The sequence below is a fragment of the Erythrobacter longus genome (assembly GCF_000715015.1).
Classification (GTDB): Bacteria; Pseudomonadota; Alphaproteobacteria; order Sphingomonadales; family Sphingomonadaceae; genus Erythrobacter; species Erythrobacter longus.
Map to the genome: position 1 here is coordinate 436,730 of NZ_JMIW01000003.1, position 12,693 is coordinate 449,422.

Sequence of the window (12,693 nt, forward strand, 5' to 3'; positions counted from 1 at the left end):
TCTGAATGCTCTACTGGATCGCAGAACTTTTAGGATTTGAGGGAGCCCTCAATCTGGTGCGTTATCAAACGTTTCGCTTTGGCGCGGCGTTGATGACGGCGATGATCCTGGGCCTTATTATTGGCCCCAAGATGATCAACATTCTGCGCGTGCGGCAGGGCAAGGGCCAACCGATCCGCGAAGATGGTCCGCAAAGCCACCTCGCCAAGCGCGGCACGCCGACCATGGGCGGGTTGCTCATTCTGGTCAGCCTCGCGGTTTCGCTCCTTCTTTGGATGGACCTCAGCAATCCGTTTGTGTGGGCGTGTCTGGCAGTCACCATCGGCTTTGGCATCATCGGGTTTGTCGATGATTACGACAAAGTCACCAAGAACAGCCACGCCGGGCTTTCAGGGCGTGTCCGGCTGCTTCTGGAGTTCGTGGTCGCTGGCATTGCGAGTTATATCATCGTGGGCCAGATCAACACCAACCTCTACATCCCGTTCTTTTCCGACGTCCAAATCCCGCTGGGACCAGCGTATTATCTGTTCGCCGCCTTCGTCATGGTGGGCGCTGGTAATGCGGTGAATTTGACCGATGGCCTTGATGGTCTTGCGATTATGCCCGTCATTATCGCAAGCGGAACCTTTGCAATCATCGCATACCTCGTGGGCCGTCCCGACTTTAGCGTATATCTTGGCATTCCCCACGTTCCGGGCGCAGGGGAGCTGGCAATATTCTGCGCGGCGATCATGGGAGGGGGGCTCGCCTTCCTCTGGTTCAATGCGCCGCCAGCGGCGGTGTTTATGGGCGATACAGGTTCCCTTGCGCTTGGCGGGGCATTGGGGGCAATCGCCGTCGCCTCGCACCACGAAGTCGTCCTTGCGATTGTCGGCGGGCTGTTCGTGCTCGAAGCGGCCTCAGTCATCATTCAGGTTTTCTGGTTCAAACGCACGGGCAAGCGGGTGTTCCGCATGGCCCCGATTCACCACCATTTCGAACAGCTCGGCTGGTCGGAGAGCAAGGTCGTGATCCGCTTCTGGATCATCGCCATCGTGCTTGCGCTGATCGGTCTTTCCACGCTCAAACTGAGGTAGCGCCCAACACGTGATTACATCGCCCGCCTTTGCTGACAAACGATACGCGGTCCTCGGGCTCGCGCGATCAGGTGCGGCAGCGGTGGAGGCTCTTCTGGCAAGCGGGGCACAAGTCACCGTCTGGGACCGTCAGGATGTGGCGCGCGCACCGTTTGAAGGACGCTGCGAGATCGCTGATCCGTTGGAGATGGACCTTGCCGGATTTGACGGCCTTGTGGTCTCTCCCGGAGTGCCCTTGAACACGCATCCGATTGCGGCCCACGCTGCAAGGTTTGGTGTGCCGGTGATCGGCGATATCGAATTGTTCGCCATGGCGCGCAAAGACTTGCCCGCGCACCGCGTCGTTGGCGTGACGGGCACCAATGGCAAATCGACCACCGTTGCTCTCATCCACCATATCCTCGCAATGGCGGGTCTCCCCGCGTTGCTTGGCGGGAACATTGGCGAGCCGATCATGGGTCAGGATCCGCTTGAGCCGAATGGCCAAGGTACGGGCGTCTATGTGCTGGAGCTGTCGAGCTATCAGATCGACCTCTCGTTTGGCCTCGATTGCGAGGCGACGGCGCTCACCAATATCACGCCCGACCATCTTGATCGCTATGACGGCTTTGCCGCCTATGCCGCATCCAAAGCGCGCCTGTTCAAAATGCAGAGCGAAAGCGGGCTTGCCGTGTTCGGCTCGCTTGAAGAGCCCGCTGGCGCGATTTTCGAAACCGAACGCACCCGCCGCCCCGCTGGCAGAGCGGTCGCAGCCGACCTTGAAGCTATCGCCGGTCTGCAACACGAATGGCCAAGCCTTCAAGGGCCCCACAATCTTGAAAACGCGGCCGTTGCAGTTGCAATCGTCGAGGAGCTGGGCGTGACAAAGGCGCAGTGGCAGCATGCGCTCCAACGCTTTCGCAGCCTGCCGCACCGGATGGAATTTGTGTGCGAGGAACACGGCGTCACATTCGTCAACGACAGCAAGGCGACCAACACCGCCTCTTCTGCGCCCGCATTGGCCGCTTACCCGCCGCGCACCGAAATCCGCTATGCTGCACCGCGCGTCCACTGGATCGTCGGGGGGCTCGCCAAAGAGGACGGTCTTGGCGCTTGCGAGGACATGCTGTCCAATATCGCGGCGGCTTACACTATCGGTGAGGCAGGCCCGCGTTTTGCCGATCTGCTAGAAGGCCGCGTTCCCAAGGTGGAGCGCTGCGAACTTGTGTCCGAAGCCGTTGCCAGAGCCCGCGATGCGGCACAGCCCGGCGATGTCGTGCTGTTCAGCCCTGCCTGCGCCAGCTTTGACCAGTTTCGCGACTATGAAAACCGCGGCGACCACTTCCGCAAGCTTGTCGGCGTAATCGCAGAAGAAGGCGACTGCGAGCCAGCCGCTTTCCCGAACACCGATGCAGACTATATCAAGGGGGAGATCGCGTGAGCCTCTCTACTAATGGCACCAACGTCAATTCGGTTCGAGGCGACGCCCGCTTCCACGCACCCGTTGCTGTGCGCCGTGGATTTGCGGACCGCGTTCTCATCTGGTGGCGTGAAATTGATAAGGTGCTCCTGGGGCTAGTCATTTTGCTGATGGTTCTGGGAACAATTGCTGTGGCGGCCGCATCGCCTGCTGGCGGCAAGCAGTATGGCGTCCACGAATTTGCCTTTCTCCAGCGTCACATCGTGTTTCAGGTGATGGGCCTTGGCGTTATCCTTGGGGCGTCATTCTTGAGCCGGGAGGACGCGCGAAGGCTCGGCATTCTCTTGGCGGTGGTCATGCTGTTCCTGCTTTTGCTCGTACCCTTGATCGGGGTGGAGAAAAACGGTGCGCGCCGCTGGCTCAATGTCGGCATGTCGTTGCAGCCGTCCGAATTTCTGAAGCCCGGCTTTGCGATCCTGCTTGCGTGGATGCTTTCGTGGAGGATGCGCGATCAAAGCCTGCCGGTGCTGGGCTATGCGACGCTCGCGATGGTGTTGGTCGCCGCGCTTTTGATGCTTCAACCCAACCTTGGCGCAACCATCCTGTTTGGCGGCGTGTGGTTTGTGCTTGTCCTTTTGTCGGGCGTTTCGCTTGCGAAAATGGGCGCATTGGTCGGGGCCGGGATCGGCGGGCTGACGGCGGCCTATTTCCTTTATGACAATGCGCGCTACCGCATCGACAGCTTCCTTGGCGGGGGCACGGCATATGACCAGGTGTATCTGGCAGAGCGCACGCTTACCTCTGGCGGATGGACAGGCAGCGGCCTGTTTCTGGGCACGCGCAAAATGCAATTGCCCGAGGCTCACACCGATTACATCTTCTCCGTCATTGGCGAAGAGTTCGGCCTGCTCGCCTGCGCGGTCATTCTGCTCCTCTATGTTGCGATCATTACCCGTGCGCTGGTCCGGCTTGTGAATGAGGAAAACCTGTTCGCAACACTGGCCGCTGCGGGCCTTGCGACGCTTATCGGTGGACAGGCGTTCATCAATATGGCGGTGAACCTCCAACTCTTCCCGTCCAAGGGCATGACCTTGCCATTGGTAAGTTACGGGGGATCATCGACGCTGGCGATTTGCCTAACCTTCGGACTGCTCTTAGCGATTACCCGTCGTAATCCCTTCCTGGAGCGCGAGAAGCCGGGCCTCAAAGACCTGCTTGGCCGCTCTGGACCCGAAGACAGCAAGCCGAGAGCGTTTTGATGAGAAGTGAGACACCAAAAGGAGCCAGCCGCCACTTTGTTCTGGCCGCAGGGGGAACCGGGGGACATCTGATCCCCGCCTTTGCCTTGGCAGAGGAACTGCACGCGCGCGGGCACCATGTCGCTCTCATCACGGATGAACGCGGGAGCAATATTCCGGGTAAGCCTGACTTTTTGACCGCCCATATTTTGCCCGCAGGCCGCTTTGGCAAAAACCCGCTGAAATGGGTGAACGGCGTTCGCGCGGTGCTCGAAGGGCGCAATATGGCGCTGCGCCTGTTCGAGACGATCCAGCCTTCCGCGATTATCGGCTTTGGCGGATATCCTGCTTTCCCCGCTCTGCTCGCGGCCAAAGCGGTGAAACTACCAAGCGCGGTGCACGAACAAAATGCGGTTCTGGGCCGGGTAAACCGCCTTCTGGCGCGCGGGGTTGATGCGATTGCAACCTCTTACCCGCAGGTTGCGCGGCTCAAGGCAAAGTATTCGGGCAAAGTCCACTTGGTCGGCAATCCGGTGCGCGAAGAGGTTTTGGCGCTCAGGGATGAGGATTTCCCCGCGCTCACCGAAGAGGGATTGCTCCGCGTGTTGATCACTGGCGGTTCGCAAGGGGCAAGCGTGCTTTCCGAAGTGGTGCCCGATGGCCTTGCAATGTTGCCCCCGGCGCTCAGGTCGCGCCTTCAGGTGACACAGCAATGCCGTAAAGAAGATCTCGATGTGGTGCGAGAGCGTTATGCCAATCACGATATCCCCGCAGAGCTTGGCACCTATTTTGAGGATATGCACGAGCGCCTTGCCGATACGCATCTGTTTATCGGGCGCGCGGGCGCATCGACCATTGCAGAATTGACTGCCGTTGGCCGTCCTGCGATCCTTGTCCCGCTGCCGATTGCGACCGATGACCATCAGGCGGCGAACACTGGCGAAATCGTGAAGGCGGGCGGGGCGCGCATGATCCGCCAAGACCGCTTCACACCCAAGGAACTCGCCAAACAAATTCAGGCGCTGGCGCAAAACCCGGCAAGCCTTTCCAACGCAGCGCACGGTTCATGGAATTGCGGCAGGCCAAAAGCTGCCAAAGACCTTGCCGATCTGGTTGAAAGCATGGGCGGCATCGACCTGATGGACGTCATTCGCGTGGGCGAGGGCGCACAAAAGGCGAGCGCAACCGCGACCAAGGCGCAGCCAGCCAATTGCGAGAGCTCAGAGGATGCGGCCGCATGAAAGGTGTCGGCACTGATATAGGCACGATCCATTTCGTCGGCATCGGCGGGATCGGCATGTCCGGCATTGCTGAGGTCATGCGCAATCTTGGCTATACCGTCCAGGGCAGCGACCTGGCCGAAGGACCAAGCGTAGAGCGCCTCCGCTCGCGTGGGATTACGGTCCATATCGGCCACGCCAAAGAAAACGTCGAGGGCGCAGCGGTAGTCGTCACATCCACCGCCGTGCGCCGCACCAACCCTGAGGTGGCCCACGCATTGGAAAACCGCATACCAGTGGTGCGCCGCGCAGAGATGCTGGCCGAATTGATGCGGCTTAAATCTACTGTCGCGGTGGCAGGCACGCATGGCAAAACAACCACCACCTCGATGATCGCAAGCCTGCTCGACAAAGGGCAGGTTGACCCCACCGTCATCAACGGCGGCATTATTGAACAATATGGTTCCAACGCGCGGCTGGGCGATAGCGACTGGATGGTGGTCGAGGCCGATGAAAGCGACGGGAGCTTCCTGAGGCTCGATGGCACCATCGCGGTTGTCACCAATATCGACCCCGAACATCTTGACCATTATGGCGATTTTGACGGTGTCAAACGCGCCTTTGTCGAGTTCATTCACAACGTCCCCTTCTATGGCGCGGCGATCCTGTGTGTGGACCATCCAGAGGTTCAGGCCGTCATCGGCGAAGTGCGCGACCGCAAGGTTGTGACCTATGGCTTCTCGCTTCAGGCCGACATTTGCGGCGTCAATATTCAGCCCTCTGACGGCGGCAACACTTTTGATGTGATCGTGCGTCAGCGCGGAGAAGAGGACCGCCGGATCGAAGGCGTGCACTTGCCCATGCCGGGCCGCCACAATGTGCAGAACGCTCTCGCCGCGATTGCTGTCGCGATTGAGATGGGTTGTTCTGACGAGGTCATCCGCGAAGGGTTTGCCGCTTTTGGCGGAGTGCGCCGCCGCTTTACCAAGGTTGGTTCTATCGAATTGGATGGCGGCCCTGGCAAAAGTGGTTCGGTCACCGTGATCGATGATTACGCCCACCACCCGGTCGAAATCCGCGCCGTTCTTGGGGCAGCGCGCGAAGCGGTTGCTGCGAAGGACGCCGGAGGCCGCGTTATCGCCGTTGCACAGCCCCACCGCTACACCCGCCTGCGCGATTTGATGGACGATTTCCAAAGCTGTTTTAACGAAGCCGATGTGGTCTTCATCACCCCGGTTTACGAAGCGGGCGAGGACCCGATTGAAGGCGTTGATGCAACAGCGCTTGCAGCGGGCCTTGTGTCGCGCGGACACCGTTCTGCGCGCACCACAAAAGGCCAGGACGAATTGGCCGCCACACTGGCCGACGAAATCGCGCCCGGAGATATCATCGTGTGCCTTGGCGCGGGCGACATCACCAAATGGGCAGCAAACCTCGGGGGCGCAATTTCAGCGATCAAAACGGCATGAGCGCGCAAGTGACAAATACAAATACTTCCCCCGTCCCAACCGGCACAGTGCGCGGCAAACTTACGCCCGACGCACCTTTGGCCAAACACGTCTGGTTCAAAAGCGGGGGCAATGCCGATTGGTTGTTTGAGCCTGCTGATCTGGACGACCTCAAGGCGTTCTTGAAAGCGCTAGAGCCCGGCACCCCAGTGATGCCCTTGGGCGTTGGCTCCAACATGATTATCCGCGATGGCGGCGTGCCGGGTGTGGTGATCAAATTGGGCGCAGCCTTCGCTGAGGTCAATGTCACCGGCGAGACGACGATTGAGGCAGGTGCTTTCGCGCCGGTCAGCATGGTTGCGCGCCGTGCGGCAAAGGCTGGCATTGACGGCCTCAGGTTCTTTATCGGCATCCCCGGTTCGGTCGGCGGCGTCACCAAGATGAACGGTGGATGCTATGGCCGCGAAACCTGCGACGTGCTGACCTCCTGCGATGTGATCCTGCCGGGCGGTGAGTTCGTAACGCTGACCAATGCAGACCTTGCATTTTCCTATCGCCACTCTGCCTTGCCAGAAGGAGCGGTTGTGGTCGCGGTGCGTTTCGAGGGCTTTCCCGGCGACCCGGAAGAAATCAAAGCGGACATGGCCCGCATCTCGAACACTCGCAAAGAAAGCCAGCCTATTGGGTCAATGACAGGCGGTTCGACTTTCAAGAACCCTGAAGGTCATTCGAGCTGGAAACTGATTGATGATGCAGGGCTTCGAGGCTTCACCCACGGCGGGGCACAGGTCAGCGAAAAGCACTGCAATTTCCTCATCAACACAGGCACTGCGACAAGCACGGATATCGAGGAGTTGGGCGAATTGGTGCGCGAAAAAGTCTATGCAAATTCCGGCATCAAGCTTGAGTGGGAAATCCGCCGGGTGGGGCGGGTATGAAGATGCGCTTTGCCTTTACTAATGTGCTCTCCTGCGAAAGCAGGAGCCTATCTCCAACTCTCGATGATGGACTCCTGCGTTCGCAGGAGATCACGGGGTGGGCCGCATGAACCCTCCCCAAAAACCAGCGACGCACCCCCTTCACATCGTCGTCCTGATGGGCGGCTGGGCGAATGAGCGTGAGGTTTCTCTTATGTCGGGCGCTGGCGTTGCCGATGCGCTTGAGATGAATGGGCACCGTGTCACGCAGATTGATATGGACCGCGATGTCGCGGCCAAGATCGCTGCGGCAAAGCCAGATGTCGTGTTCAACGCGCTCCACGGTGTGCCGGGTGAGGACGGAAGCGTGCAGGGGATGCTCGATCTGATGGGTATCGCCTACACCCATTCGGGCCTTGCGACCTCGGTCATCGCCATCGACAAACAGCTTACCAAACAGGCGCTCACCCCCCACGGCATTCCCATGCCCGGCGGGCGGATCGTGCCTTGCGAGGAACTGTATGAACGCGACCCGCTGCCGCGTCCCTATGTGCTCAAACCCGTCAACGAAGGGTCGTCAGTGGGCGTTGCGATCATCACCGAGGATTCGAACGTAGGCAATCCGATTTCCCGCACCGCCAAGGGGCCGTGGCAGGAATTTAACCAGCTTCTTGCCGAGCCTTTTATCAAAGGCCGCGAGCTTACCACTGCTGTGATCGACGGGGCATCGGGTCCGCGCGCTTTGGGCGTGACCGAACTCATTATCGAGACCGGTTTTTACGATTACGAGCATAAATACACCGAAGGGCGCACGCAGCATGTGTGCCCTGCCAAAGTGCCGCCAGAGATCGCTGCATTGTGCGAGGAATACGCCATCAAAGCGCACACCGTGCTCGGCTGTCACGGGACGAGCCGCACCGATTTTCGCTGGGATGAGGAATTGGGCGAGGAGGGTCTTTTCGTCCTTGAAACCAACACTCAGCCCGGAATGACACCGCTAAGCCTCGTGCCAGAGCAAGCGCGTGCGGCTGACATTGGTTATGCCGAACTTGTGGAGCTGATCGTGATGGAAGCGATCCGGGTGCACGGTATCAGGAAAAAACAAGGGGAGGACGCCAATGGCTAGGATCACGCGTTCGGGCGGCAAGGGTGTTCGCCGCGCTGCCAAATCGCAAAGCCGTGCTGCCACCGCGCGCCGGGCAAAGGCGAAGACGGGCGGCATCCTTGATACGGTCATGGGCTGGTTTCCTTTCACCGAAGAGCAGTGGAGCACCATCTGGCTCACGCTTATCATCGGCGGGGCTGTTGGCATTGCCTTTGTGATTGCAAACCTTGCAGGGGTCCCTGCAATGGCCAAGGCGCAGGTCGCTGTGCTTGCCTCGGACGCCGGGTTTGAGGTGAAGCACGTGCGCGTCACCGGCACAAACCGGATGGACGAACAGCAGATTTATGCCCGCGCTCTGGCGCAAAAGGACCGGCCAATGCCGATGGTGGAATTGGAAGCGTTGCGCGAAGAATTGCGCGAGCTTCCATGGGTGAAAGACGCGCGCGTTTCCGTGCAGCTTCCCTCAACCCTTGCAATCGACATTGTGGAGCGCAAACCCCACGCCGTGCTTGAAAAACCCGACCGGCTGATGCTGATCGATGCAGCGGGTATGGAATTGGAACCCGTTGCAAAGGATCAGGTGGGCGACAAATTGCGCATTTCTGGTCCGGGCGCTGCGAAACAAGTCGCGCCGCTTGAAACTCTGCTCGCCTCTGCGCCTGCCCTGGTCCCGCAATTGGAAAGCGCGGAATGGGTCGGCAATCGCCGCTGGAACCTGTCGTTCAAAAGCGGGCAAGTGCTCGCTCTTCCCGAAGGGGCAGACGCATCGGCAAGCGCGCTTATCAAATTTGCCCGCATGGATGGGCAAAACCGTCTTATCGGCGGACAGGTTGCAACCTTCGACATGCGCTCACCGCCTCGCATTTACATGCGTGTACCGGGCCGCGCTGACGCTGTCGAAATGAGCGGCACATAAGAGGACTTTGCGACGATGGCCCGACAAAATACCGCTGTGAAAAAGCCCGTGCCCAAACCGGCACTTTCCAAGGCGCGCCTTGCGAAGGTGTTTGGCGCGGTCAACGTGGGCTCTTTCCGCATCTCGGCCATGATTATGGGAGAGACGGAGACGGGTGACCTTGTCGTGCTGGGCTCTGGCCACCGGGCAAGCAACGGGGTCAAGCGCGGCTATGTCACCGATATGAAGGCGGCGACCTATGCCATTCGCGACGCGGTGGAGCGCGCGGAGAAGAATGCGGGCACCAATGTGCAAAGCGTATGGATCGCGTGCGCAGGCGCTGGCCTTAAAAGCACCACCACCACGGTAGAGATCGACATTGGCGGGCGCCGGATCGAGGAAGATGACATCGAGCTTCTCCTTCTTGAAGCGCGCGACCGCATCCATCCCGATGGGCGCAGTGTGCTGCACGCAATTCCTGCGCATTACACATTGGACGGCGCGCATGGTGTCGCAAACCCGCGCGGCCTTCATGCAGAGCGGCTGGGCGTTGATATTCACGTCATGCTTGCCGATGGGGCGCCTGTGCGCAACCTTATGGAAGCGGTCCAGAACGCGCACCTTGATGTCGAAGCCGTGGTCGCTGCCCCGCTTGCCTCGGGCTATGCCTGCCTCACCGAAGAGGAACGCGATCTTGGCGTGGCGCTGGTCGAAATCGGGTCGGACGTCACCAGTGTCTCCGTTTTTGCCGCAGGGATGCTTCTTGGTCTGCGGTCCATTCCGCTGGGTTCGGGTGACATCACCGATGCAGTCGCCAGCGCTTTTGGCATTCGCCGGTTCCAGGCAGAGCGCCTGAAATGCGTATCTGGTTCGGCCATCGCCTCGCCCAGCGATCACCGCGAGATGATCCCGGTGCATGGTCCGGGCGATAACGAAGCGGCCACCGGGGCAAACGCGCGCGGAGCCGACGACAAGAACCGCATTGCGCGCGCAGAGCTTATTTCCGTCATCACCCAAAGCCAGTCCATATTGATGGGCGAGATTGGCAAAGCGTTGAAAGAGCTTGGCTTTGCAGGCGTTCGCGGCGGGCAGGTTGTGCTCACCGGGGGCGGGGCGGAACTTGCCGGCCTCGCTGAATTTGCGCAAAGCGCGCTTGCTATGCCCGTGCGGCTTGGACAGGCGCCAACGCTTACCGGTATGCCCGAAGCGCATGCGACGCCCGGCTTTTCAGGACTTGCGGGTCTTTGCCTCTATGCCGCAGTTGACCCTATTGACATTCGCGCAGTGGGTACAAGGTATAGCGAGACCCTCGATTTTGGCGGGTCTGTGAACCTGTTTGCAGGGCTTTCGCGGTTATGGCGTGCGCTGAAAGAGAATTTTTGAATTGGCGCAAAAATGCTCGGGTATTTCAACTGCTTGCCCGGCGCTAATGTAAATATCTGCAAACCGACCGCAAATGTCGGCTGTGGATAATGAAGTGTTAAGTATAACAGGCACATCTCGAATGTGTCACAGAAGTCTAACCTTTGGCTAGACGTGCAGGAACTAGACCCAAGGTCTGGAGGAATACAGCGATGAGCATCAATATCGGACCAGCTGCGACGGATGATCTCCGTCCCAAGATCACAGTTATCGGGATCGGCGGTGCAGGCGGAAACGCGATCACCAACATGATCGATTCCGAGATTGAGGGCGTCGAATTTATCGTCGCGAACACCGATGCGCAGGCATTGAGTTCGTCCCCCGCTGAAACGCGTATTCAGCTTGGCCCGGATATTACCGGCGGTCTTGGTGCAGGCGCCCGTCCCGAAGTGGGTAAGGCCGCAGCCGAGGAAACCGTATCCCAGATCGAAGAGGCGCTCGAAGGCGTCAACATGGTCTTTATCGCTGCTGGCATGGGCGGCGGCACTGGCACTGGCGCGGCTCCAGTTATCGCAGAAGCGGCGCGGCGCAAGGGCGTCCTTACCGTCGGCGTTGTGACCAAGCCATTCCTGTTCGAAGGCACACGCCGGATGCGCGCGGCCGAAGCGGGCATCGCTGAACTGCAAGAGCATGTCGACACTCTCATCGTTATTCCGAACCAGAACCTTTTCCTCGTTGCCAAGCCTGAGACGACTTTCAAGCAGGCGTTCCAATTGGCTGACGAAGTGCTCCAGCAGGGCGTGCGTTCGATCACCGATCTGATCGTCAATCCGGGCCTTATCAACCTCGACTTTGCCGACATCCGCGCAGTGATGAGCGAGATGGGCAAAGCGATGATGGGCACAGGCGAGGGCGAGGGGGAAAACCGCGCTCTTAATGCAGCGGAACAGGCAATCGCCAACCCGCTGCTCGATGGTGTTTCCATGCAAGGCGCGCGCGGCGTGATCATCTCGATCATTGGCGGCGAAGACATGACTTTGATGGAACTGGACGAGGCGGCCAATTACATCCGCGATCTGGTGGACGAAGACGCAAACATCATCTGGGGCAGCGCGTTCAACCCCGACCTTGATAACAAAATCCGCATCTCCGTTGTGGCAACCGGCATTGAACAGGTCGCTGGACAGGAAGCGCCGCGCGCTATCCCGCAAGGCTTGACCGCGTCGCGTCCTCCCAAACGCCCCGTGCTTGATCTTTCAGGTGTGAGTGAAACCGAGGCTGAGGTTGCTCCCGAGCCAGATACAGCTCCGAAAATTCCGGCTGTTCCAGCGCCTGTTGCTGACTTTTCCGATGATGGGGGCGATGAGGCCGACACAGCCTTTACCGAGGGTGATGCAGACGATCAGGCGGGCGAGGAAAAAGCAGCTTCTGAGCCGTTCGATCTTTCTGGTATGCAGGCCGGCGATGACATGGGCGATGCAGGCGATGACGTCGATGAAATCATTGATCCGCTCGCTGGACTTCGCGGGGCTGAGGATGATGATGACACTCTCGATCTAGGCACTGAATTCCAGGACGGGTCTTCGGAAGAAGCGACATCGGTCGAATGGTCAGCGGCGCAAGAATCGGGAGATGATGATCTTCTGTCAGACGCTGATCGCCTTGCTAAACGTAATGAACCCGTAGAGCCGCGCTCAACGAGTGGTGATGCCGGATCAGGTTCGGGCACAGGTTCGGGCGGCGGATCAGGTGGCGGATCAGGTGGTGGCTCTGCTGGCGGTGGGGCGACCTTGTTCGAACGCATGGCCAATCTTTCACGGTCGTCCGGTTCATCAGATGACGATGACGACGATGACGGTGATGATGCACCAGCCTTGTCGATCCCGCGTTTCCTGGGACGTCAAAACAACCAATAGGCTGATGCCAGGCGCCAGGCGGTCGCAGATTCCTCGGCTTACCGGCTGGGGAAGGCCGCTTGTCTGAATAGGCGTATTGGACCTTTTTACATGGCCTCTGACTGCTGGTAACGCCTT

Annotated in this window: 10 protein-coding genes; all 10 read left to right on the forward strand. The window is 59.5% G+C overall.

Annotated features, from left to right (window positions below):
* Positions 1–5 precede the first annotated feature (5 nt).
* The 10 genes from mraY (at position 6) to ftsZ (ending at position 12,576) form a co-directional block, all read left to right on the forward strand.
* Positions 6–1,076: a phospho-N-acetylmuramoyl-pentapeptide-transferase gene (mraY, locus tag EH31_RS09195; RefSeq protein WP_034959848.1), complete on the forward strand. Its 1,071-nt coding sequence runs from the start codon at positions 6–8 to the stop codon at positions 1,074–1,076.
* A 10-nt stretch (positions 1,077–1,086) separates the two neighbouring features.
* Positions 1,087–2,496 (forward strand): UDP-N-acetylmuramoyl-L-alanine--D-glutamate ligase, encoded by a 1,410-nt coding sequence (gene murD / locus EH31_RS09200; RefSeq protein ID WP_034959849.1) that lies wholly within the window; start codon positions 1,087–1,089, stop codon positions 2,494–2,496.
* A gap of 68 nt (positions 2,497–2,564) precedes the next feature.
* Complete coding sequence (locus tag EH31_RS09205; protein WP_051699160.1) at positions 2,565–3,734, forward strand: FtsW/RodA/SpoVE family cell cycle protein; 1,170 nt, start codon at positions 2,565–2,567, stop codon at positions 3,732–3,734.
* Positions 3,734–4,954 carry an undecaprenyldiphospho-muramoylpentapeptide beta-N-acetylglucosaminyltransferase gene (gene murG, locus EH31_RS09210; RefSeq protein WP_034959852.1) on the forward strand — a complete coding sequence of 407 codons (1,221 nt, stop codon included), beginning with the start codon at positions 3,734–3,736 and terminating at the stop codon, positions 4,952–4,954. Before EH31_RS09205 ends, murG begins: the two co-directional genes overlap by 1 nt.
* Positions 4,951–6,402 (forward strand): UDP-N-acetylmuramate--L-alanine ligase, encoded by a 1,452-nt coding sequence (murC, locus tag EH31_RS09215; protein WP_034959853.1) that lies wholly within the window; start codon positions 4,951–4,953, stop codon positions 6,400–6,402. The genes murG and murC overlap by 4 nt, the downstream gene beginning before the upstream one ends.
* Positions 6,399–7,319, forward strand: coding sequence for a UDP-N-acetylmuramate dehydrogenase (gene murB, locus EH31_RS09220; protein WP_051699161.1), 921 nt, complete (start codon positions 6,399–6,401; stop codon positions 7,317–7,319). The genes murC and murB overlap by 4 nt, the downstream gene beginning before the upstream one ends.
* Before the next feature lie 106 nt (positions 7,320–7,425).
* Complete coding sequence (locus tag EH31_RS09225) at positions 7,426–8,424, forward strand: D-alanine--D-alanine ligase (protein ID WP_034959855.1); 999 nt, start codon at positions 7,426–7,428, stop codon at positions 8,422–8,424.
* Positions 8,417–9,319 (forward strand): cell division protein FtsQ/DivIB, encoded by a 903-nt coding sequence (locus EH31_RS09230; RefSeq protein WP_034959857.1) that lies wholly within the window; start codon positions 8,417–8,419, stop codon positions 9,317–9,319. Before EH31_RS09225 ends, EH31_RS09230 begins: the two co-directional genes overlap by 8 nt.
* Positions 9,320–9,334: 15 nt before the next feature.
* Positions 9,335–10,681: a cell division protein FtsA gene (gene ftsA / locus EH31_RS09235; protein WP_051699101.1), complete on the forward strand. Its 1,347-nt coding sequence runs from the start codon at positions 9,335–9,337 to the stop codon at positions 10,679–10,681.
* A gap of 191 nt (positions 10,682–10,872) precedes the next feature.
* Positions 10,873–12,576: a cell division protein FtsZ gene (gene ftsZ / locus EH31_RS09240; protein ID WP_034959859.1), complete on the forward strand. Its 1,704-nt coding sequence runs from the start codon at positions 10,873–10,875 to the stop codon at positions 12,574–12,576.
* Positions 12,577–12,693: the final 117 nt, after the last annotated feature.